The organism is Paenibacillus yanchengensis, from assembly GCF_042684845.1.
In the GTDB taxonomy this organism is placed as follows: Bacteria; Bacillota; Bacilli; order Paenibacillales; family Paenibacillaceae; genus Pristimantibacillus; species Pristimantibacillus yanchengensis.
This window is the reverse complement of record NZ_JBHUMH010000062.1, coordinates 71,539-94,928: the sequence shown is the minus strand read 5'-3', so window position 1 is coordinate 94,928 and position 23,390 is coordinate 71,539. Positions and strand designations below refer to the sequence as shown.

General features: G+C 34.2%; 20 protein-coding genes and 2 pseudogenes. 20 read left to right on the top strand and 2 right to left on the bottom strand.

Annotation, left to right across the window (positions count from 1 at the left end; genetic code table 11):
- The first annotated feature begins 247 nt into the window (after positions 1 to 247).
- The 9 genes from ACFSTH_RS18775 (at position 248) to ACFSTH_RS18735 (ending at position 11,081) form a co-directional block, all read left to right on the top strand.
- The gene (locus ACFSTH_RS18775) at positions 248 to 778 is read left to right on the top strand and encodes an HAD-IIIA family hydrolase (RefSeq protein ID WP_377772996.1); all 531 of its coding nucleotides are present in this window, start codon (positions 248 to 250) and stop codon (positions 776 to 778) included.
- Positions 779 to 880: 102 nt separating this feature from the next.
- Positions 881 to 1,147: a hypothetical protein gene (locus tag ACFSTH_RS18770; RefSeq protein WP_377772998.1), complete on the top strand. Its 267-nt coding sequence runs from the start codon at positions 881 to 883 to the stop codon at positions 1,145 to 1,147.
- On the top strand, positions 1,144 to 1,578 hold the full coding sequence (locus tag ACFSTH_RS18765; protein ID WP_377773000.1) for a hypothetical protein: 435 nt from the start codon (positions 1,144 to 1,146) through the stop codon (positions 1,576 to 1,578). The genes ACFSTH_RS18770 and ACFSTH_RS18765 overlap by 4 nt, the downstream gene beginning before the upstream one ends.
- 303 nt (positions 1,579 to 1,881) lie before the next feature.
- A complete protein-coding gene (locus ACFSTH_RS18760; protein ID WP_377773002.1) occupies positions 1,882 to 3,540 on the top strand; it encodes an SWIM zinc finger family protein in 1,659 nt (552 codons plus the stop codon).
- A gap of 354 nt (positions 3,541 to 3,894) precedes the next feature.
- Positions 3,895 to 4,788 carry an ABC transporter permease gene (locus tag ACFSTH_RS18755; protein WP_377773004.1) on the top strand — a complete coding sequence of 298 codons (894 nt, stop codon included), beginning with the start codon at positions 3,895 to 3,897 and terminating at the stop codon, positions 4,786 to 4,788.
- 2 nt (positions 4,789 to 4,790) lie between these two features.
- A complete protein-coding gene (locus ACFSTH_RS18750; RefSeq protein WP_377773006.1) occupies positions 4,791 to 5,669 on the top strand; it encodes a carbohydrate ABC transporter permease in 879 nt (292 codons plus the stop codon).
- A gap of 34 nt (positions 5,670 to 5,703) precedes the next feature.
- The gene (locus tag ACFSTH_RS18745) at positions 5,704 to 7,296 is read left to right on the top strand and encodes an extracellular solute-binding protein (RefSeq protein ID WP_377773008.1); all 1,593 of its coding nucleotides are present in this window, start codon (positions 5,704 to 5,706) and stop codon (positions 7,294 to 7,296) included.
- Between the two features lie 26 nt (positions 7,297 to 7,322).
- Entirely contained in the window at positions 7,323 to 9,692 is a 2,370-nt protein-coding gene (locus tag ACFSTH_RS18740) for an AraC family transcriptional regulator (RefSeq protein ID WP_377773010.1), read from the top strand.
- 18 nt (positions 9,693 to 9,710) lie between these two features.
- Complete coding sequence (locus ACFSTH_RS18735; protein ID WP_377773012.1) at positions 9,711 to 11,081, top strand: sulfatase-like hydrolase/transferase; 1,371 nt, start codon at positions 9,711 to 9,713, stop codon at positions 11,079 to 11,081.
- Positions 11,082 to 11,857: 776 nt separating this feature from the next.
- Here ACFSTH_RS18735 and ACFSTH_RS18730 read toward each other — a convergent pair.
- Positions 11,858 to 12,403, bottom strand: a pseudogene (locus ACFSTH_RS18730) (transposase); the annotation flags it as partial.
- Positions 12,404 to 12,859: 456 nt separating this feature from the next.
- On the opposite strand from ACFSTH_RS18730, the gene ACFSTH_RS18725 reads away from it, so the two are divergent.
- From ACFSTH_RS18725 to pabB, 9 genes are all read left to right on the top strand, one after another.
- A complete protein-coding gene (locus tag ACFSTH_RS18725; protein WP_377773014.1) occupies positions 12,860 to 14,020 on the top strand; it encodes a delta-aminolevulinic acid dehydratase in 1,161 nt (386 codons plus the stop codon).
- A 4-nt stretch (positions 14,021 to 14,024) separates the two neighbouring features.
- Positions 14,025 to 15,242, top strand: coding sequence for a phenylacetate--CoA ligase family protein (locus tag ACFSTH_RS18720; protein ID WP_377773016.1), 1,218 nt, complete (start codon positions 14,025 to 14,027; stop codon positions 15,240 to 15,242).
- A 34-nt stretch (positions 15,243 to 15,276) separates the two neighbouring features.
- Positions 15,277 to 15,528, top strand: a complete 252-nt coding sequence (locus tag ACFSTH_RS18715; RefSeq protein ID WP_377773018.1) for an acyl carrier protein — start codon at positions 15,277 to 15,279, stop codon at positions 15,526 to 15,528.
- Positions 15,525 to 17,021 carry a class I adenylate-forming enzyme family protein gene (locus ACFSTH_RS18710; protein WP_377773020.1) on the top strand — a complete coding sequence of 499 codons (1,497 nt, stop codon included), beginning with the start codon at positions 15,525 to 15,527 and terminating at the stop codon, positions 17,019 to 17,021. Before ACFSTH_RS18715 ends, ACFSTH_RS18710 begins: the two co-directional genes overlap by 4 nt.
- A gap of 14 nt (positions 17,022 to 17,035) precedes the next feature.
- A complete protein-coding gene (locus tag ACFSTH_RS18705) occupies positions 17,036 to 17,827 on the top strand; it encodes an ABC transporter permease (protein WP_377773022.1) in 792 nt (263 codons plus the stop codon).
- A gap of 106 nt (positions 17,828 to 17,933) precedes the next feature.
- Positions 17,934 to 18,641, top strand: coding sequence for an ABC transporter permease (locus tag ACFSTH_RS18700; protein WP_377773024.1), 708 nt, complete (start codon positions 17,934 to 17,936; stop codon positions 18,639 to 18,641).
- 16 nt (positions 18,642 to 18,657) lie between these two features.
- Positions 18,658 to 19,650 (top strand): ABC transporter ATP-binding protein, encoded by a 993-nt coding sequence (locus tag ACFSTH_RS18695; RefSeq protein ID WP_377773026.1) that lies wholly within the window; start codon positions 18,658 to 18,660, stop codon positions 19,648 to 19,650.
- Entirely contained in the window at positions 19,647 to 20,597 is a 951-nt protein-coding gene (locus ACFSTH_RS18690; protein WP_377793752.1) for a BtrH N-terminal domain-containing protein, read from the top strand. The genes ACFSTH_RS18695 and ACFSTH_RS18690 overlap by 4 nt, the downstream gene beginning before the upstream one ends.
- A gap of 27 nt (positions 20,598 to 20,624) precedes the next feature.
- Entirely contained in the window at positions 20,625 to 21,761 is a 1,137-nt protein-coding gene (pabB, locus tag ACFSTH_RS18685) for an aminodeoxychorismate synthase component I (RefSeq protein ID WP_377773030.1), read from the top strand.
- 259 nt (positions 21,762 to 22,020) lie between these two features.
- On the opposite strand, the gene ACFSTH_RS18680 is transcribed toward pabB, so the two are convergent.
- Positions 22,021 to 22,329: a hypothetical protein gene (locus tag ACFSTH_RS18680; protein ID WP_377773032.1), complete on the bottom strand. Its 309-nt coding sequence runs from the start codon at positions 22,327 to 22,329 to the stop codon at positions 22,021 to 22,023.
- A gap of 392 nt (positions 22,330 to 22,721) precedes the next feature.
- On the opposite strand from ACFSTH_RS18680, the pseudogene ACFSTH_RS18670 reads away from it, so the two are divergent.
- Positions 22,722 to 22,856: pseudogene (locus tag ACFSTH_RS18670) on the top strand (IS3 family transposase); the annotation flags it as partial.
- Positions 22,837 to 23,007: an IS3 family transposase gene (locus ACFSTH_RS18665; RefSeq protein WP_377793759.1), complete on the top strand. Its 171-nt coding sequence runs from the start codon at positions 22,837 to 22,839 to the stop codon at positions 23,005 to 23,007. The pseudogene ACFSTH_RS18670 and the gene ACFSTH_RS18665, both read left to right, overlap by 20 nt.
- Positions 23,008 to 23,390 lie beyond the last annotated feature (383 nt).

The window sequence follows — 23,390 nt, the reverse complement described above, 5'->3', positions numbered from 1 at the left end:
GCAAATACAGTACTTTAATTAGTACAGTATGCGGCAGTTGTCTGAATTGCTGCTATTACGCGAAGGGGATATTTTTGTATTTATACAAGTTGATTCCGCCTATAAATCGGCTACCATACCCCTTTTTATAAAACGTGAAAATAAAGTAAAATGAATATTCTTTCTTCTGTTGTACCAGCCTTCGGATATTATAAACTGTCATTCCAATTGGTTCATCTAAAGGAATAGAAACGTTGGAGGGAAATAAATGAAATCTTCAATTGAAGCTGTTTTTATAGATCGAGACGGAACAATAGGGGGAACAGGGCATTTTATTCATCCTAATAATTTTAGTTTGTTCCCATTTACATTGGAAGCAATACAAAAACTTAAATCATTTAGAATGAAGGTTTTTGCTTTTACTAATCAATACCGTATTTCTAGAGGTGATGCTACTTATGAAGAGTTCGAAAAACAGTTTAGAACGTTTGGATTTGACGATTCCTTCATTTGTCCCCATGAAATAAATGAAAACTGCATATGCAGGAAACCTAACATAGGAATGCTTCTTGAAGCTGCTAGAAAATATAATTTAGATTTGAACAAATGCGTGGTAATAGGTGATGTTGGCGACACAGATATGTTAGCTGCTCATAGGGTTAATGCAATGAAAATATTAGTTCGGACAGGGTGGGGGAATGAATCACTAGGTCAATACAGATCAAATTGGTTAGAAACTAGTCCAGATTATATTGCAGAAAATTTACTAGATGCAGTGGAATGGATATCTCGCCAGTGATGCAAAAATAATTCTACTTGATGAGCCAGTTCTTGCTCTTGACCCATTGATGCGTGTTCAATTTTATGAACTACTACAAGAAAGCTATTTTTAGATGAAATTGTGAAAATAGCACAGCACTTCATAATAATCGACGATGGGAAATTACTTTTTCAAGCTGATGTTGAGGAATTTGATGCCATTACGAGAGCAAGTAAAGATGTTAGAGCAGCAGTATCAAGTTTGAATGTTATAAATGAAGTATCGTTTGCTGGGTTTTCTACAGCATATATTTTTGACAAACGTGTAAGAGTACAGGGAAATGTGCAACTGCGTACTGTCAGTTTACATGATTTTTTCGTAAACCTTGTCGGACGTGATCTTGTATGAATAAGGAGTTAAAGAGAGCATGGGTTGTTGCTAAAATTAACTTTAACCAGATGAAAATTGCTTATTTTCTGACGATTTTAGCGTTGATGTTCAGTTTTATTGACTTAGTTGGCGGTTACTACTTTAATTGGAATTATGGAGGATCTGAAAAGATATCGTTTGCGAATTATAGTTATCTTATCGTTATTTTAGCACCAATTTTCATAGCTGGTCATCATTTTGAGCGAATAATGAATTTGAATGGGCAGAAGAAGGATTTCTTTTATGGGAGTTTAATGAATTACAGTATCATTGCTGGAGTTGTCTCTATACTGAATTTGATTACATACTTTACTATAGATGCTTTGCTTAGTTTCAAATATGTGTTTGGAAATTTAATGGATGTTATTGGATGGATGGAGCATGGAATAGCGTTTGCTTTTTTACAATAGTTTGTCTTTTTATTTTTATGTCAGATATTTCTTCATACATTAGTAAGTATACAAAAATCTTGGTATGGCTGGGTAACTAATATTATTCTTGTTATAATCTTTTGTAGTATTATGTTTGTATCTGCATTGAGGGACACAGCATCTGTTTTTGTCCATGCCATGATATTCGATTCCCCTATTGTTCAAATACTCGCTTCATTACTATTGATAATATTACTATGTGTGTTTTATAAAAGAATACTTAATCGAAAAGTAATATAATAAAATTACTTACAAGTAGAAATAGGAAGGAGGTACTGCGCCATGAAATGGAAAGATTTGTTTCCCACGCATATTTTGCAAAGAGGATTTGATTACTTTGATCATGATTTAGTTCATGATGTGCAGATCAATGGAAATAAGCTACAGGCAACGGTGATGGGAAGCGATGATTATGAGGTGTTTATAGAAATAGTAGCAGATGAAATGAAAGATATGAACTGTGATTGTCCCTATGCTGCTGACGGTAATTACTGCAAACATATGGCAGCTACCTTATATTATGTAGAAGAGCATAAAGTAGGGCTGACAACGATGGAAAGAGATTCTATACTTCCGAAAAAAGAGGATATTAGTAGACTCGTTAGAGAAGCGGAGGAGACAAACGTTCGTGACTTTGTTATCCATTTGTTAGAACAAGACGAAAAGCTGATTAATCGCTTCAAAACATTTAGTTCGAGTATAATAACTTCTACCGATTTCAACCGCTATAAACGGCAAATCGATCAAATATTCAACATGCATCGTGATCGACATGGTTTTATTGATTATTATAGCGCTAGTGAATTTATAGATGAACTGCAACAATTTTTAGATGAAGATGTGAATATCATGGTGAAAAGTAAGCTATATAAAGAAGCGTTTGAACTAACGAATTATATATTTATCAAAGTCGATAATCAAGCGATGGATGACTCAGATGGTGGAATTGGAATTATCGCTGAAACGTGTTTGGAATTATGGCAAGCAATAGTAGCTGAGTGTAGTTTGAATGACAAGAGAGCGATATTTCAATGGTTTTATGAGCAGTTGGGTACATTGGAAAATGATTATATGGAAGAATACATCGAACAGATTTTATTTGCAAATTTTATAGAAAAGGAATTTTTGGCTCTAAAACATACATTTACGGTAACTAAATTGGCTATATATCAGCAAAAGAAAGAGGGCTGGTCACGTCAGTATTTGATGGGGAAATGGGCAATGTTACAGATTACCGTGATGGAGCAGTTGAATGAAAAACAAACGACTATCGATCATTTTTGTGAACAAAATATAGCAATAAGCACGGTTAGGAAATACTACATCCAAAGTTGTATAAAGAGGAAACGCTATGATGAGGCTGTTCATCTATTAGAGGAAGGTAAGATAGTTGACAAAGATAAAAGTGGACTTGTGGCAGACTATAGTTTGCAATTAAAAAGTTTGTATCAGAAATTAGGAAGACAAGCAGCCTATGAAAAAGAGCTTTGGTTATTAGTGCTTAGTTATAAAGTGGATGATTTAGAGCTATATAAGGAACTGAAAGCCATTTATAACGATGAACAGTGGGTCGAAAAGAGGGAGCAAGTTTTTGAAAATACTCGATCCTATGCTTATGTTGATAAATTGTACGAGTTAGAAGGACTGTACGATCGGTTGTTGCAAGTGGTATTAGATTCTCCTGGAATTTATAAGCTACAAACATATGAAAAAAAGTTGCGAAAATTATATCCAGAACTTTTGTTGAAAAAATATGAAGAAGTTGTTGAAGAAATGGCAAGCTATACGTCAGATCGGAAAACCTATCAGCAAATCGTAGCTATTTTGAGAAAAATGAAAAAATATCCAGATGGACAAGAAAAAGTAGTACAGCTGGTGAGTCGTTGGAAAACTGCTTATAGTAATCGTCGAGCTATGATGGACGAATTAAAAAAGCTATAGTAATAACGACAGTAAAGAAACGACAGAATAAATTCTAATACTTATCTTTATTGTCGTATCCCATTCGCTCAGCAGATATTGTACTTAAATTAGTACAGTATGCGGCAGTTATCTGAATTGGTGAGCGATGGGGATACGATATTAATGGATGAAAAGGATAGGGGAAAGAAAAAAACGAATGTTTTTTTCTATAATAGTTTGCGCAATTAATACTCGGTGGAATCCAACGAGTATTTTTTACGTGCCATTTGTACGGAAAGATCTAAAGTATAACGATGAAAAAAAGTGATATTGATCAATGTGGAAGGTATGCTATATGATAAAATCCAACAAACAGATGAGGGGTGGGAATAATTGAAAGCGCTATATCGGGATCGAAGGTTGTATTTATTAGCTTTACCGGGCATATTGTTTTTCATCATTTTTAAGTATGTGCCCATGTGGGGGATCACTATTTCTTTTCAAGAATTTTCACCTTATGTAGGATTTTTAGATAGTCCGTGGGTGGGGCTAGAACATTTTAAACGATTTTTTAACAACCCAGATTTTCTTATTATTTTCCGAAATACGTTAGCTATTAATGTATTGAGTTTGGTGCTTTATTTTCCATTGCCTATTATATTATCTTTAATGTTGAATGAAGTACGGAACAAAGCTTACAAACGAACGATTCAAACGATCATTTATATGCCGCACTTTTTATCTTGGGTTATTATCGCTGGTATTACCTTTCTTTTGTTATCTCATTCTGAAGGTATTGTGAACAAGTTGCTAGTGTCGATGGGGTTTAATGGTATTGATTTTTTGACGAATCCGAATTACTTTTGGTTATTACTTACTGTTCAATCGATTTGGAAAGATGCTGGTTGGGGGACTATTTTATTTTTGGCAGCGATGTCCAACGTAGATCCACAATTGTATGAAGCAGCGAAAATGGATGGTGCGGGTAAATTTAGACAGATGTGGCATATTACATTGCCAGGTATACGTAGTGTAATTATTATCTTATTGATTTTACGATTAGGTCACATTATGGATGTGGGCTTTGAACAAGTATATTTGATGATGAATGGAGCAGTATCTGAAGTTGCAGATGTGTTTGATACGTACGTTTTCCGGACAGGAATCAAGCAAGGTCAGTTTAGTTATAGTACTGCAATTGGCTTGTTTAAATCAGTAGTGGGATTAGTTTTGGTTATTGTAGCTAATAAGCTGTCTAAACGGCTAGGTGAGGATGGGGTGTACTAACGATGAGTTACAGGTGGAGACAACACTTATTTCCGATTGTTAATGGAGGAGTATTAGCGATAATAGGATTAGTCACATTATTTCCTTTATATTATGTGTTTATCGTTTCATTTACTCATCCGGATGAATTTATGAGCAAAGGTTTTGTGCTTTTTCCTGAGAAGTGGAGCATATTGTCGTATCGTTATTTGTTATCAACGAAGTCCTTTATTAATGCTACTGGGGTAAGTGTTTTTTTAACGTTAGTAGGAACAGCAATATCCTTACTGATTACATCTAGTTTTGCTTACACGATTTCTCGAAAGCGATTGAAAGGTCGGCGTGTCATAATGTTAGCAGTCCTTTTAACAACGTTGTTCCAGCCAGGTATTATTCCTAATTATTTGTTAGTACGAGAGCTAGGATTAATAAATAGTATTTGGGCACTCATTATTCCAGTAATGACGAGTGGCTGGTATGTTTTGTTAATGAGAGGGTTTTATGAGAGTATTCCAGATAGTTTAGAGGAAGCTGCTGCTATCGATGGTTGTAATGAAATTACGACGTGGACCAAAATAATTATTCCGCTGTCATTGCCAGCTATGGCTGCCTTTGGTTTATTTTATGCAGTAGGGTACTGGAATACTTTTTTTCATGCTGTTCTGTACATTAATGACCATGCAAAATGGCCATTGCAAATGTTATTGCAAAACATGTTAATTGATGCTTCCACATCTGCTGGTGGTAGCGTGGCATTAGAATTAGCAGCAGAGCAGCATATGCCTCCAGAAACGTTGAAAATGGCTGCTGTCGTTATTGCTACTGTACCAATTTTACTTGTATATCCATTTTTACAAAAGCATTTTGCTAAAGGAGCAATGGTTGGTTCTATAAAAGGATAGGTTGTACACTATAATGAATTGGGGGAAATTGGGGATGAAAGCGTTCAAAAAAAATAATATACTTGGTATACTAATATTAGTTTTTGCCATGATTATTTCGGCTTGTGGTAGTACCTCTACTACAGAGAAAGTGAATAAGGAAGAGGAAGCGACTAAGGCAACTGAGACAGCTACTAATACGGGAAAACAACAAGTTGAAGAAAGTAAGCAAGTTGAAAATGAACCAGCAACAGAGATCAATATTATGACCGTATTTTTTACGCCTGAACCGATTGAAGATAACGATCCCATTAAATTGGAAATTGAAAAAAACACCAATACAAAGTTAAACATTACATGGATATCTTCCAATAATTATGTGGATAAAGCCAATGTTACGTTAGCATCGGGAGATATTCCTGATTTGATGCTTGTGTTAGATCCGTTTCATCCGCAGGTGAAAATGATGTCAGCACAAGGGGCATTTTGGGACCTGACAGATTATATAAAAGATTATGATAACTTAAGTAAGTTTCCGACAGAGTCTTGGGAAAATGTAAAATTTAAAGGGAAAAATTATGGTATTCCACGTGTTAGACCTTTGGAAGGTGATTCAGGACTTCCATTAATCCGCAAAGATTGGTTAGATCAATTACAATTGCCAATGCCACAAACGATGGATGAATTTTATGAAGTGTTAAAAGCTTTTACATTTCAAGATCCTGATCAAAATAATAAGCAAGATACGTTAGGTTTTACCGGTTTAGTAAGTCTAGATGGGATGGGTAATTTTGGCTGGGTGGAAGATGTATTTAATGGGGCGAATGGTAGATGGAAATTGGTAAATGATGAATTAATAGATACAACAATGACAGCGGATACAAAACAAGCGTTATTGTGGTTGAAAGATGCTTTTGCTGAAGGTCTTATTTCGCCAGACTTTCCAACATTAAAACAGTCACAAGTAAGAGAAATGATTACGACGAATAAAGCGGGTGCGTTTGCTGCTGCAGTTAAACCTTCCTGGTTGTTAACAGGACAAATGCGTAAGTCTAATCCAGATGCAGATATTATACCATTAATCGCTTTGGAGGGACCACATGGAAAGTATGTAGGAAAAGCACCAGGTTTCTATGGCATGTATTTGATTCCTAAAAAAGTATCAGAACAAAAAATGAAAAAGATTTTGCAGTTTATGGATTATGGAGCGACAGAAGCGGGAGCCAATTTAGCAAGTTTTGGATTTGAAGGAACTCATTACAACATAGAAGAAGGGATAATTGTACCAACAGAACAAGCTATCGCAGATAATGTGGGTGGCTTCGGACATCTATTTTCAAATTTAGATCCGTACGAACGAGCTTATCAAACAGGGATTCCAAAAGACTTTTTAGAACGCAACAAGCAGATCATTGACGAGATGGCAAAAATTAGTATCGCTAGTCCAGCTGTAGGTCTTCATTCCGATACCTATGTAAAAGTCGGCAAAGATTATGATAAAAAAATCCAAGATATGAAAGTGAAAGTTATGATGGGACGTGAACCAATAGAGACATGGGATAAATTTGTAGAAAGTTTGCAAAAAGACGAACAATATTTGCGAATCATTACTGAAATAAACGAGGATTATCAGCAACGTAATAAGTAATGGAACAAAGAAAGGGAGGGAAGAGGATGGTAAATAGCTGGAATAGCTTACGGAAGCAATTCAAACATCACTTTTTTAGAAGAAGCTTGTTCCTTATTTTATCTATCACTTGTCTCCCACTAATGATTGCATCATTAGGTGTCTACTTCATTGGTACAGAGCAAATTGAAAAGACTGTGATGCGTTCACATCAATCAGAGGTGCAATTAACTGTGCAAAGAATGGATGATTTTTTTTCTCACTTAGAGAAAATGATTATACAATGGGCATTTCATACAGAGTTCGGAAGCGATCTTCGCATTTTGGCAGATGAATATAACTACGAGTACATTCGAAAAGTGTTTAATAGTTTATTACTGATTAAAGGTGTTAGTCCTATCGTAAAGCAAGTGTTTTTATATGAACATACAGCTGGTGTTTTATTATCGGAAGATGGTGGTTTGGAAAAGTTATATGGGGGAGAGCAAGAGCAATATGCTAAGTGGTTAAACGGAAATCAATCTGCTGTATGGGCATTAAGTGATCGGTGGGTTTGCCAGCAAAATTGTACTGATATTGCTTTTATTTATAAATTATCTAGCGACACTAACGAACCTCATGCGTTACTAGTCACTGTACTAGATCAAGAACGGGTAGCATCTTTAATAGGAAGTAATTCTATGTCCGGGCTATCTTATATCGTTGATAAACAAGGAGGAGTCATACAATCAGGTGGTAGTTTAGAAGCAAATCAAGACAATGATACATATTGGACGCAGTTAGCGCTGGATAATTGGGTGGGTAAATCAGGATTAATAGCAGAGCCCTCTGTATTAAGAAAAAATGAAGAAAACTATTCTTTTATTAACTTTTCATTTCCCCGTCCAGGTGGCGAGTGGAATTTTGTTTCGGTAGTTCCTATGAAAGATCTATTATCACCGGTAATATTTTTAGCCAAATTTATATTTATCATTAGTTTAATTGCATGGTTGGTGATGGTTATACTTGCAGTTTTGGCATCTAATCGATTGTATCAGCCGATTCATAGTATATGGAAATTGGTAACTACAGATAAAAAAGTAGGAGAACAGAATAGTTCTATCGATGTTATAGCACAAATAAGAGCTAGTTGGAATCAGTTATATGAACATAGTACGTTTCTACAAGAGAGTGTGAATAATAATAGAGCGTTTATGAGAAATTCATTTTTACTGCAGTTATTACAAGGAAATTTCTATATGTTTAATGAAGTTGAATTGAGAGAGAAGATGACCAATTTAGATTGGGAAGTAGATACTCATCAGTATACGATCATCATTATTCAATTAACAGGAATATCTTCACGAGCCAATCAATATAGCGAAAAAGATATTCAGTTATTTACTTTTGCAGCTGCCAATATAGCGGAAGAGTCTTGCAAACAAAAAGTGGATCAGATTGAAGTAGTCAACTTTCAAAATTTATCTTTGGCTATATTAATTGTTGAAAAAATAGAGGATAAACGTCATAACCATGAAGAGATGCAAGCCTATCAGAAAAACAGTAGCAAACAATTAACGTACCAGTTAACTAATGATTTACACCAATTATTGCAGTTGGATGTTACGGCTGTTTTGAGTCGGACAGTAGAAAATATTTCTTTATTACCGCAAGTTTTTGCTGAGGCAAATCGTCGGCTTAACTATCGAGAAGCGAGTGGTGGCAATCAAGTATTAATTGTACAAGAAAGTTTTAATAATCATGATATCGTACTATCGTATCCATTTTCAACAGAAAACAAGTTGTTACAAGCCATTTATGCGATGGATAATATACTGGCAACGCGGCTATTAGAGCAATTTTGTGATGAGTTAATTAGTAGCAATGGCAAACAATTTTTATTTCATCAAGGAATACAGCAATTACTAGGCAATTTACGATATGGCTTTTTGAAAGGCGGTTTCGATCCTTATCGTTTGCATGCAGATGCAGATTTATATGAGCAACTTTCTACTTTAAAGGACACGCCAGACATTGTTAGTTGGTTTACGAAACATATTATTGCACCTTTTATTAAGGAACTGCAAGGAACAAAAAGTCACATAGAGCAATCAGTGAAAGAACAGATAGCGTCTATCATTACTTATGTGGAGTCGAATTATGCAGATACTTCATTGTCACTGGAATTGTGTGCAGATCAAATAATGGTCAGCCCCCTTACGCTCAGTAGATTATTCAAAAAAACGACAGGTTATAATTTTGTAGATTATGTCACGCGTTTTCGATTAGAGAAATCGAAAGAACTGTTGCAAAACTCTAGGCACTCTATTCAAGAAATAGCTGTTCTAAGTGGATATCAAGCGACGTATTTTAATCGAATTTTTAAAAAGTATGAAGGAGTTACACCGGGACAATATAGGCAATTTTCACAACAGTAATGGAAAGGAAAGAGTGAGATGGTAACTAATCTAAAAGGGAAGAAGCCCAATATATTATTTTTAATGAGTGACGAACATCGAGCGGATATCGCTGGTTTTGCAGGAAACAAAATCGTTAGAACTCCAGTGTTAGATAAATTAGCAGCAGAGGCAGTTTTGTTTCAAAATGCTTATACGCCTTCTCCCATTTGTATACCTGCAAGACAGTGTATGATGGCTGGACAGTTTCCTAGACATTGTGGGGTGGAGCGATACGGGCAAGATTTGACCCCTGGCTATATGACATTTGCTCGTCGACTTGCTCAGTATGGCTATCAGACGGTAGTTAGTGGAAAGTTGCATCATATGGGCGTTGATCAAATGCAAGGATGGACGAGAAGAATTAGTGGAGACATGCATGTAGATGAGCGCTTTGTAACAGGACGATTGGATCAGGAGCAGCAAGTACAAGAAAAGCAACCGAAGCGGGGAAACTTGCAAAAATGGAGTGAAGCAAAAGAAATTGCCAGAGCTGGTGTTGGACGAGGACCTTGTATTAGCCATGATGAATATGCTGTTGCTGGGGCAAAACAATTTATCGAAGATTATTTCAATAGTCCCTACTATGATCGAGAAAAAACGAACCCATTGTTGCTAAAAGTAAGTCTACTACAGCCACACTATCCTTATTTGACGAGCGAAGAAAAGTTTAATTACTATTTAAATAGAGTAGAACCGTATATGGACGAACAAGTAAGTAATCATCCCTTTTTGCAACAAAGACAAGTACAACCGGGGGTAGATATTACGAAGCGAGAAGTAAGAAGAGCGACTGCTGCTTATTATGGCATGATTGAAACGATTGATGACTTTTATGGGCAAATCATTACTGCACTAGCTCAGGTTGGTCAAAATATCGATGATTGGATTATTATTTATACAAGTGATCATGGGGAAATGTTGGGACAGCACGGCATATGGGAAAAGCAAAAGTTTTATGAAGCAAGCGTTAGAGTACCTTTATTTATTCGTTATCCGAAGCATTTTAAAGCAAGTAAAGTAGATGAAAATGTAAACCTATGTGATTTATTTGCAACATTATGCGATCTATCTGATTCAGTCGTGCCAGAAGGGCTAGATAGTCGTAGTTTAGTTCCATTAATGGCAAAAGCAGACGAAAAAAGTGCGGTTGATTGGACGAATGAATCGATATCACAATTTGGCGGCACAAACTTGATGATAAAATATGACCATCTAAAGTATCAATATTATGGTGAGCAAATGCCGGAAGTACTGTTTGATTTGGCAGTTGATTCTGGTGAACGCAATAATGTAATTGATGAACCGAAATATAGCGCAGCGTTACAACAGTTTCGTAACAGAGCAAAAGAATTGCAATTTGGACTGTAAGTTAGGTGACTGATGAGCTGTTTATAATATGTAAACTGTAAAATCGTATATAATGATCAGATTATGTACAAGAGTATAGCGAATAAAGTAAAAAGATCATCAGTCACCTGGTTTCATATGCGGCTCGTGATTATGATAAGGTTCATAGTATTAAAATAATGTCTTTATACTTCTAATTACTGCTCTTTTATTTTTTTCCTACTAAAGTGATTAGTAGGCATGCCAAGGTAAAACCAAAGTATGAAAAAGTATACAGAAAAAACTTAAACCATATAAGGACCGAGAAAAATAATTCCAGTGGGAATAAATATAAGAAGCCATTCTATTGTATATGACAATATAATAATAGCGATATGCTAATATATTGTACTACTATTCAAAAATAGTGTGGAGAGATGTCCATAGTAACTCGTATAAAATCCCCCAAAAAACCACATTAATAAAAAAATAGTGTGCAGATGATATTAGACAGAATGGGGATATGGCCCATTAAATAACCTTCAAAATTGATCGTTGTAAAAGGTATTAATAGAATATGGACTATGAAAATATTTTTAATCATAGCACACTCATGAGCACAAAATTAAATTCCATATCTTCAGTGGGATAATGGCTAGAATACGTCCTTCATCTACATTTAAGACACTTGTTGCATAGGAAGCCAATGAAAAAATTACGTTTTTAAATTTGTGAATTGAATTTAAATGGATAAAGACGCTTTTTCATTCAGAGTTGAATGAAAAAGTGCCTCTATTCTATAGATTTCCTATTCCTTCTTACTTCATAAGCGCCAATATTCTTTTGAGGTTAACAGTGAATATGATCACGGCCCCTTGCAACAGCATGCCAACGAGACCTGAGGTAGTCGCTACATCATACCCGTGTCTGTGCTTTAACTCGTTGTTCTTCGCTTCAATTTTATAGCGTTCTTTCGCTTTTTCTTTGAAATAAACACTTTCTTGAAAAGCTTTCTGGTCACTGTGTTCCGTCGATTTAATAGTAATAGAATAGGTTTTGGATTTTGCTCCTTCTTTATAACAACCCTCATTTAACGGACATTGTTTGCATGTATTAATATCAAAGAAATAGGTATCTAGCTGATTTGCTCCTTTATTTTTTGTTCCCGTACGCTCCTTACGAAATGCCATATGCCCAGCTTTACAAACGTAGATAATCGCATCTTTATTAAACTCAAATTCATCTTCTTTTTTACGGATTCCTTGTGAAATTAATAGGTGTAATTTTGACACTAATTGTAATTCGTTTTAATTAGCATACTAAATAATATCTTTTTCAGAATAGGCTGTATCTCCAATGACCGTAACAACTTAGTTAATAAACTGATCGTACAAGGCGAAAAATTCTATCCTGGTTTATCTCATCAACAATTACGATAGATGAGTTTTTGTTTTTTTTCTATATTAAAGTGGTTATTTTTTTAGTATTTATTAAGTAAATTCTAAGTTACGATGATGAACCATAATAGAGAAAAAAATTTTAGAGGTAATACTATTAAAAAATATAATTACCATTTTATGAAAAATAAAACTTTTTTATTTGTATAATACAAGTAATCATGGTATATTAACCTAGTAAATTCCATAAAGACACAATAATATCACCGACATCCAGATCGACTTTACTATTTAGTCTATTTTTTTGTCGGTTTTTTGTCGGTTTTTTATCTGTCCGTAAGAATGAAATAGCTGTGGAATTATTTAATCTCTATTGTCTTAATTACTTAGTTGAATTTTTAAAAAACAGAGGAGTTGAATTTATTGGTACAAATAAAGCAGGGAAAAAAGGAAAACATTATAAAAGATCTATACTCTGAGGAAGAGTTTCTTTTTATGAGTGGACATGGACTTGCTTCCAGACGATTATCAAGTAAATGTGAGGTTGAAATTTTACCTAACACATTTTCTCAACCTATTGATGTGGACATCAATTTACGAGGAAATGTTGCTAAGAATATGATAAATATGCCCGAGTATCCTTATCGGTCTGTAGAAAATACAATCGAATATATTCAAGAATTAAAGAGTTATGGGATTACATCTGTAATTCTACGTCCGGTTGGTAATAGAGGAGATCTGTCCTCAGAACAAGTCTTACTGAATCAGAAAGAAATACTAAAGATGATAAGAACACAATTTCCTAAGGGTGATATCAAAATAACTGTGGATCCCTTTAATGTAGCATTAAACGCTGATGGTACTTGGGGAATTATGAATAAAAATGGTGAAATCAATTATATTGAAACATGCGAATTAATCTCTAAAATAGCAATTGAGTATAGTAGTGTAGGTATAGATGAAATATTGACTTTAGGAAGAATTGAAGGAGAAGTTGAAATCACTAGAAAAACACTAGAGATGATAAACTCTGACATTAAAATTAAATCATTCTCACAAAATACTGAAACATCCAATGCTTATATTTATTTAAATGATATTCCTCAATACACGGAAACAGGACAAAAAATTTTGATTGGGAATTTTGTTGAAATGAATTTACAAACATTGATAGATATATGGGAGGGCACAGACATTGTAGTAGTAAAGCCTATTGAAAACTTGCACTTAATTTTAATGACAAAGCTATTTATTCAAGACAAAAGTAATATTGTGAATTTTTTGAATTCACCTGAGACATACAAAACTTTGATTCATAATTCTAAAGCGCAGGAAAAAATTAATTCAATTCTTTCGGATCTGGAAGGGTTTTATGAAAAGTGTAAAAAAATTAAAGTAGGTTCGTATAGTGTATCGGGAACTTATTATTTACAAAAGAAACTACAGATTGAAAAAAATGAAGATTTTTCGTTTGCAATGATGAATGAGCTTGTTAGAAATGCAGCTTCCGCTGCGAATGGATATCTTGATCATATAATTGATCGAAACGCGTTATGGTTTATCAAAAAATTAAAGAGGAGTTAACATTGTGTGGAATTTACTCAAAGAACAATTAAAATTGCTTATTCATCATGCAAAAGAAAATACATCGTATTACCAAAAGGCATTTAATAGTATATCTTCGATTGATAGCTACGATGAATTTATGAAAGTTCCTTTTTTGCAAAAAGAAAATATTCGAAAAGATTATACTCAACTATTATCAAAAGGGACGAATGAAGAGGATTGTAGTCTGTATTATACTTCGGGCACAACAGGAATTCCAATTTGCTATGTTCGTTCCAAAACTGAGCTTTCTGAAGCTAGCATTATAATATCTAAAAATCGTCGTAAGTGGAGTGAACAAGCCTTTGGTGGAACTATTGTCTATTTTGATCGAATTAAGGAGCCGCTGAAATATCATTTTCATAATGGTCGAGCTATATCACTAGCACTATCCTTGTACAATCATAATCAAGAAAGGTATTCCCTTTATGTTAAAGCTATACAAGAATTCAAACCAGTGATTATACAGGGATATGCATCCTCCCTATTTCAATTTGCTCAATATATTATAGAGCAAAATATAAAAATGCCTAATGTGCAATTAATTGAAAATAGATCAGAGCATTTGTTCGATGGTCAGAGAAATGTGATTGAAGATGCGTTTAAATGCAAGATTGCAAATATATACGGTTTATCAGAGTTATTCCCTATTGCATATGAGTGCCAATTTGGGGAATTGCATATATGTATCGAGAATGCATTTGTGGAGGTAGTCTCAACAGAAACAGGTGAAAAATTACGTGATGGCGAAATCGGAGAGATTATTCTTACTAGTCTAAAATGCTATACAATGCCACTTATTCGATATAAAAGCGGCGATTTAGGTAAAATTATCAAGAAAAGCTGCATGTGTGGTTCCGATAGCCCGATTCTTGAACTTATTAAGGGCAGATCTAATGATGTTATAAAGACTACTCAAGGAAACTTAAATCCGGTAATTCTGCGAAGAATATTTGATCATTTTTATCGGGAACAATTTTTATCTATTGCTCAACTTCAGTTTGTACAAACACAATTGCATGAGATTATGGTAAATGTAATACCTCTTCATGAACCTAATCTGCAAGTTGAAAATGAATTAAAGAAGCTTGTAAGAGATTGTTTGCCATCTATAACTAGTGTCAGCGTGCAATGGGTTCAAAAACTAGATCAAAATTCTATATCTGGTAAAGTAAATACGTTCATTTCTTTAATATCATAATCATTATAACATTATGAAACAAGGGGACCGACACATGGATGAATTTAAAAGTAAAATTGTTAATTTAGTTGTAAGTTGTTCTGAACTAGAAGTTGACGAAAAACAATTAACAGATGACACAAACTTGATCATGGAGTTGGGAATCGATTCACTCAAGTTGGTAGAGTTTATTGTGGAAATCGAAACCACGTTTGGAATCAGTGTGCCAGATGAAATGATGATAGGAGAAAACTTTTCCACAATTAAAAAAACAATGGAAACTATTGGGGTTATAATAAAAAAATGACAATTTATATGATTCAAGATATATTAGCCGAAGCCGCTGAGTCAAATCCAATGAAGATTGGATTCCAAACAGAAAACCATTCTTTTACATATTCACAGATATTACAACAGAGTATTCAGATGGCGGAGTTTCTAAAAAGTAAAGGGGTTCGTAAAGGAACGCATATTGGGCTGCATCTTAATAATGAAGAGTACTTTATCTTTTCTTTGTTTGGAGGGTTCTTGTTAGATTGTGTTATTGTTCCAATTCCTTATTTCTCAACAGACGCTGAAATAGAACAAATGATTATTAATTGTGATGTAAGTTTTTGTATCACTACAAGAATGGAAATCACAAATAACATTTCTATTACTAATATAATTTGGATTTCATATGACAAAATGTCTCATAACCCAACAACCGATTTGTTATTTGATACGATAAATAAATCGAAAGATGGACAGCAACTAGCTATGCTTCTTTCCACTTCTGGAAGTACAGATAAGCCCAAAATTGTAATGCTGTCACATGATAATGTAGTGTCTAGCGCTATAAGTCACGGTGAAAGAATAGCGTATACTCATTCGGATGTTTTTTTGATTACTATGCCAGTTCATTTTAGTTCAACTATTGTAACCCAGATTATTTCTTGTATCTATTTAAATACAAAGTTTTGTTTGGTGATGCTCCCGCTAATGAGTAGAGCTATGATTACCTACATGAGGCGTTTTGAGATTTCTGCCTTTTCTTGCGTGCCTACAATGATAATTTCAATCGTGACCGAAATGGAACGTACTCTTATTAGCCCTTTCGATCAAATAAAAACTATTGTAGTTAGTGGGGCTGCATTGCATAATGAAACCTTAATGAAGGCATCGTATTATTTTCCTAGTGCTCAATTTATTCAAACTTATGGTTTGACAGAGGCTGCTCCTCGTGTGTCGATGATGAATCGGACAGATAACTATCTTTCTTCTGGTAATACAGTGGATGGCGTTGTGCTTCGAATTGTGGAAGAAATAGGAGTTGGACAAGTAGATCAGAAAATTGGTGAGATTTGGGTCAAGGGCAGAAATATCATGCAAGGTTACTATCGTGATCCTCTCACAACCAAGCAGGTCATATCAGATGGTTGGCTAAGAACAGGAGATTTAGGTTATTTAGACGAAAATGATCGGTTGCATATTGTTGGTAGGAAGAAAAATATCATTATTGTTGGAGGTAACAATGTCTATCCCGAGGAAATAGAAGAAGGATTAGGTCGTATTCATCAAATCGAAGAAGTGATTGTTGTTGGAGAAAAAGACGAGATTTTGGGTGAGGTTCCAGTGTCATACATCAAACTTAAGAAAGGAACTTCATTAGTCGCTAGCGAGATTCGAAGATACTGTCAAGTTTATTTTTCAAATTATAAAATTCCTAGAAAATTTTATTTTGTAGATCATATTCCTAAGACAAATACCGGAAAATTAGATCGTACAAAGATAAAACAAATATGTAAGAAAAATGAATAGTAGGTGAGTAGCGCTTGAAGCTTTATATCGGTATCATGAAAACGTCATATCGAAATGAACTCGTATACAAAACATCAGTATTTGCTAATGTGACCAGTGTGCTGATCACCTGCTTCGTACTATATTATCTTTGGGTAACGATTTATGCTGATTTGGATTCTTATTCTAACGTTTCTATTAATTATATGGTTACCTATGCAGTGATTGGGGTTTTAATAGGCAGTTATCAAGGTGAGAATACAGGGCTTTATCTAAATCAGCTTGTAAGGAGTGGAGAAATTACAAATTTTTTTACTAAGCCTATTAATATCTATTTGTTATTGCTTAGTCGAAGTATTGGACAATCGGTTGCAAAGTTCATCACTACTACACTCCTAACAGCTCTTATTTGTATTGTATTTATGGGGATTCAATCCCCTGCCACTTTTGTCCATACTGTTGGGTTTATTATAAGTCTAATATTTGCATATTTAATTAGTTTTAATGTCCTATATCTAATAGGGTTATTTAGTTTTTTTGTTGTTGAAATATGGGGATTTGAATTTGGTCGTATTGCTATCATTTCAATACTGTCAGGTACTATCATTCCATGGTGGTTCTTTCCTTCAGAAATTCAGTTTCTAATCAAATATTCTTTGTTTAATTGTATGGTTGGGGTTCCAACAAGTATATACATTGGAAAAATTTCTAATAATGAATTGTGGCTAGCTTTAGGTATTCAACTTATATGGATAGCCTTATTATTTATTACTTCAGTGGGGGTATATGGGAAAGCGGCTCGTAAGGTTAGTGTGTATGGCGGTTAAATGAGAGGTGTTTAAGACTGTGTTTAAAATATATACCATACTACAATGGGGGAATATCCGCCCGAAATTTCAATTTATATCGAACTCCTTGATGGGGATCCTTGGATTGATTTTATTATCTATAACTAGCGCTCTATCCTTGTTTATTTTGCTTAAAAATGTGTCTGGATTGGATGGATGGACGATTTGGCAACTATTATTTATAAATAGCATATGGCGGTTGGCACATGGACTATTTTTATTGTTCGGGCAAGCTACATGGACGATCAGTAACAAAGTAAGAATGGGCACAATGGATCGCTTTTTGGTTCGACCCATGAATCTTCTCTCACAACTATTTATGTCCGAATTTAATATTAGTGGGTTAGGCTATATTGTGGGTGGCTTTGTTGTTTTTATTATTGCGGCCAACAATATGGGGGATTTTTGGTCGATATATAACATAATATTGTCATTTGTTACTATTTTAGTTGGATTTTTCATAGAAGTTGCTTTATTTCTCATGGTAGGTACTTTATCTTTTTGGGTAACTGAAACAGGAGGAATAAACGCTATTCTTTTAAATTTTCTCACTAATTTTCATCAATACCCGTTATCTATTTTTAGTGTCGCCTTGCAATACATTCTAACGTTTGTTATTCCAATTGCTTTTATTAATTACTATCCAAGTTTTTTAATTTTAGATGTTGATTCTGAGATAACGATTAACTCAAATCTAATTTATTTTGGTCCAGTAATTTCCATTTTATTTGTAGTGCTCGCAATTCTATTTTGGATGTATGGTTTAAAGAGATATAATAGTACTGGATCATAGACATGGGAGGCATGAAGTGAATCCTATAATTAAACTTGAAAATATACATAAAATTTATCCTGCTCAGAAAAGAATGTTCTTCAAATCAAAGCAAGGAACGGATAATACCGCGGTCAGTAATATGTCTTTTGCAATAAGTGAGGGAGAGATGGTTGCCTTTCTTGGTCCAAACGGAGCCGGGAAAACCACAACTATTAAGATGATGTCTGGAATACTAGTACCTACTACGGGTGAAATCAATGTTCTAAATATGAATCCTCACAAGAATCGCAAAGCATACGCACAACACATCGGCGTAGTTTTTGGACAGCGAACTCAATTATGGTGGGATTTACCTTTACATGAATCATTTGAATTTCTTAGTTATATTTATAAAATTCCAAAGAAGATTTACAAAAAAAATTTAGATTATTTTATCGAATTATTAGAACTTGATCAGTTTATATATAGTCGTGTTCGGGAATTATCTTTAGGTCAACGGATGCGTGGAGATATTGCAGCGGCGCTATTACATGAACCTAAGCTTTTGTTTTTAGATGAGCCAACGATTGGTTTAGATGTGCTTGCAAAGAAACGTATTAGAGAATTTTTAATTCAGATTAATAAAGAAAAAAAGACGACATTAATCTTAACTACACATGATATGGACGATGTGATACATATCTGCAACCGTATCATTATTATCGATAATGGGCAAAAAATCTATGATGGTGATATCCATCGGTTTTTAGAGGAAAATCGTACCTACCGTACTCTTGTTGTTGATTTGTTTGAAAAGTCAACTGTCACACATATTCAAGGTGCAGAATTAATCAAGGAAACCGACTATAAATTATGGTTTAAATTTGACCCGAAATATATTAAGATCTCTGATCTAATCGCAAATATATCTGCAATTTACAAAATAAAAGATTTATCAATACAAGACACAACTATCGATGAAATAGTTCGCTCAATTTATGAAGCACCAAAATCTAAAATGAATAGTGAGGAATACTGTAAACAATGATAAAAAAGATAATAAAGTACGAAGGAGCATCCTATTTATTGTGTAGTAAACAACATATTGTTAATTATTTAAATCATCTTGGGTATCCAATTGAATTGCTATTTTATAATACACTGGAGAACACTAGGGATATCTATGATATCATTATTAAACAAAAGAAGAATAGATTCCGGTATCCTACAAATTGTCTACAGAGGGAAGATTTTTCACTAATAGGTGTTAACCACAATTGTATCAGCTTTGAAAGCTTTAAGAAGGTAGAGAATGTTATATGTGAACTCGTACAGTCAGGTAAATTTGTTTTGCTTTGGGGGGATGAATTCTTTCTTCCATATCGTGAGTCATATCTAAAAATGCATACCCCGCATTCATTCCTTCTTTGTGAGTATAATTCAAAGACTGAAAGTTATTTAGTGCATGATCTTCCTGATTTTTATAAATATATCAATTCTCACACGATTAGACAGGCATGTGATCATGTAGATGTTAACCTAAAATACTTAATATATTTTGATAATGGGGAAACTAACAAGCCAAATATAAATTTAATAATGGAGCATTATCAATTATTTATTCAGAAGTACCAAGATGATTATTATCTCTTTGATAATATTAGCGATATATTAAATAATAAGTGTGATCAGAATTTTTCAGACAATGACGAAATATTCGATCTTCTTGATAATGCATTTTCTATTTTAAACGGATCAAGGCTTTTGTTTTCAAAATTTTTGAATTCTATTCAATACGAACAAGATATAGTGAAAAAAGTACTTGATTCATCAGCACTGGCTGGATTAATTAAGAATATTCTGCAAAAAAATAGATTAACAGGAACAATGTCCGTTAAAAGTATTCAAGAGAAATGTACATTACTTAAGGAAATAGAGATGGAAGTAATATATAATTTGAAAAAAAAAATTACTGCAGTTGCGAGTTCAAAATAACTTTGAAGGATTTGAAATGGGGACAATATGTTGAAAAACTTATTAATTTTTGATTTTCCCAACAAAGAGGGGGAGAATGAACCAATCTATTTTATTAATCCCATTAAGGTGATCTCTACATATAATATTGATGAAGTTAATCAAGCCTTATTAGATGTAGAGAATTTTCTGGAATCTGGGTTTTATGTTGCGGGCTACTTGTCTTACGAAGCTGCAACTGCATTTGACGCTGCCATGACTGTAAAGAAAGATTACAAAATGCCTTTATTGTGGTTTGCAGTCTATCAAGAGCCTCACTATGGGAACTATCTTTCAGGAAAAAAAACGAATTATTCTGTATCACCATGGAAATCGAATGTACCAAGAAACACTTATGATAATAATATCTCCAAAATAAAATACGCAATTTCTAACGGGGAAACATATCAAGTGAATTATTCCATTCGATTAACAAGTAAGTTTAGTGGAGATGATATCTCATATTACTATAATCTTGCTAAAGCTCAAAAAGCTCAATACTCAGCTTATTTAAACATTGATCGCTTCCGAATACTATCTTCATCCCCTGAATTGTTTTTCCGATGGGATGGGAATAAGATAATTACACGACCAATGAAAGGAACTTATAAACGTGGTCGATGGCCAGAAGAAGATATGTTGCATGAAAAACAATTGAAACATTCCGAGAAAAATCAAGCTGAAAATCTTATGATTGTTGATCTAGTACGTAATGATTTAGGACGTATTTCAGAAGTTGGATCAGTTGATGTGTCGAGCCTATTCGAAATTGAACGTTATCCGAACGTTTTTCAAATGACATCAACTGTATCAGCAACAACCAAGCCAAATACAACATTAGCTGATGTATTTAAAGCTCTTTTTCCCTGCGGATCTGTTACCGGTGCACCTAAAATTAGTACAATGAAAAAAATTGCTTCCTTGGAGGATTCAGCTAGAGAGGTTTACTGTGGTGCAATAGGTTTTATAAAACCAAATAAAGAATCTGTATTCAACGTACCAATACGCACTGTTTGGATTGATACTGAAACAGGTATAGCTAATTACGGAGTTGGAGGTGGAGTGATTTGGGATTCGGAAGCCGAAGATGAGTATTCTGAACTTCTTGCAAAAGCTTCATTGTTGGAATCCATAATTCACACATGACTCCATGTCCAAGATATCAATTTTCCAAAGAAAATATATTAGATCGTCCTCCTATTCGAATATCCTAGATTCCTGTTATTATATCTCACATTCTACACCCTAGACTTGCAGAAGTGAATACAATTTTTGGAGGGTTACGACTTATAAACGAGCCTTAGCGGTGGCTACACGAGCAAAGCCATCGCTGGGAAATTCGATTTCATTAGCCTAACCTATTCGTCCAAATCAAGATTGGTAAACACCTGCTTCTTGTACTTGCTCAAGAAGCGTGTGAACGTGTGCCATCCTGCATATGGAACACAACGATTTTGTAGTATTTGAACAGTTGTTGGAAGATAGCGACAGCAGGTCGGCTACCATATCCGTGGACAAGGCGTTGCTTGGTGATGTGCTGTCGATGCGTCGCTGAAACACTTGGTAGACCGTTAACGCAAGCAAGAACAGGTTTTTGATCACATTTATGCGACCCTGCTTTATGAGGTGGATCGGATATACTTAAATATACAGAAAAAATAAGTGGTAGTTGAAAAAAGTAATAGATGAAGGAGAGAACTACTACCATGTCCAAACAAAGAAGAACATTCACAGTAGCATCTAATTAAATTTAGTTATATTATCGTCTGATATTTTTCTTTCGCTTCATAATAGAGCGTTTCGATTTGTAGCACGTTACACATTGCTTAAACCTGCTACTTATCACAATTGTTCAGGATGATAACTACTATTATTACATGATCAGCGCTGCTTGCTTTAAAATATCATTCTCCATTTTAAGTTGCTGATTATCTTATCGTAGTACGATGAGTTCATTTTTTCAGCAGAACGATTATCTTTTTCTTTGAAAGAACCTGCGAATTGCGCATGTTTAACCCATCTATCTAGAGCTGGTGGCGTTAGATCGTATTCATTCACAATCCCTGCTCTAGATTTCCCAATTTAGATCAACCTATTGTTTTATAAAATAGAAACGTCTACGGTATTCGAAAAATCAAAGTTAAACTAAAAGAGCTAGGCATGATTGTATCTAGACGGCAAATCAGTAGAATTATGAAAGAGCAAGGACTCGTTTCTACGTATACAATATCTCAGAATAAGTCATAACCTTAAACAACTTCAAATAGAATTATCCGATTACATCCATTGGTTTAATAAACATCGTATTTATGAAAATTCAGGCAATGTAATTATTGCACAGTATCGATTGAAAGCCCTTAAAAAAGTTTTTTTAGTATTGCAGTACCAATAAAAGCAGGAGAAGAAGTAGCATTTCCATATTATTTCATAAAGCTAGAAAACAAAATGAACAAACGACAGATTTTATAGTTCTAAAAGGGTGTAAATCTAATCCTCAGAAGTGTATTTTAGCACAATATCATATGACAAGGACTGGTTTAAAAGAATAGTTAATACGATGGGGAAAATTTCATAAAAATAAATTTATATCCTTTTACAAGGATTTGATTGATAATCCACTTAGTTTGAATTGAAATACGCATGTGTTGAATAGTCTGGTATTCTGTTTTTTTATGAGAAAAATTTAAAAGCATGAGAATTAGCAATAAATCGTAGTGAAAGACCACCTTCCAAATCAAGAAGAATGGTGATCTTTCTTATTCAGAGTCTGCACGA

Excerpts from the sequence above, each read along its gene's own strand:
- ACFSTH_RS18775 (WP_377772996.1), top strand. The coding sequence starts at position 248 with ATGAAATCTTCAATTGAAGCTGTTTTTATAGATCGAGACGGAACAATA.
- ACFSTH_RS18765 (WP_377773000.1), top strand. The coding sequence starts at position 1,144 with ATGAATAAGGAGTTAAAGAGAGCATGGGTTGTTGCTAAAATTAACTTT.
- ACFSTH_RS18760 (WP_377773002.1), top strand. The coding sequence starts at position 1,882 with ATGAAATGGAAAGATTTGTTTCCCACGCATATTTTGCAAAGAGGATTT.
- ACFSTH_RS18750 (WP_377773006.1), top strand. The coding sequence starts at position 4,791 with ATGAGTTACAGGTGGAGACAACACTTATTTCCGATTGTTAATGGAGGA.
- ACFSTH_RS18745 (WP_377773008.1), top strand. The coding sequence starts at position 5,704 with ATGAAAGCGTTCAAAAAAAATAATATACTTGGTATACTAATATTAGTT.
- ACFSTH_RS18740 (WP_377773010.1), top strand. The coding sequence starts at position 7,323 with ATGGTAAATAGCTGGAATAGCTTACGGAAGCAATTCAAACATCACTTT.
- ACFSTH_RS18735 (WP_377773012.1), top strand. The coding sequence starts at position 9,711 with ATGGTAACTAATCTAAAAGGGAAGAAGCCCAATATATTATTTTTAATG.
- ACFSTH_RS18715 (WP_377773018.1), top strand. The coding sequence starts at position 15,277 with ATGGATGAATTTAAAAGTAAAATTGTTAATTTAGTTGTAAGTTGTTCT.
- ACFSTH_RS18710 (WP_377773020.1), top strand. The coding sequence starts at position 15,525 with ATGACAATTTATATGATTCAAGATATATTAGCCGAAGCCGCTGAGTCA.
- ACFSTH_RS18690 (WP_377793752.1), top strand. The coding sequence starts at position 19,647 with ATGATAAAAAAGATAATAAAGTACGAAGGAGCATCCTATTTATTGTGT.
- pabB (WP_377773030.1), top strand. The coding sequence starts at position 20,625 with ATGTTGAAAAACTTATTAATTTTTGATTTTCCCAACAAAGAGGGGGAG.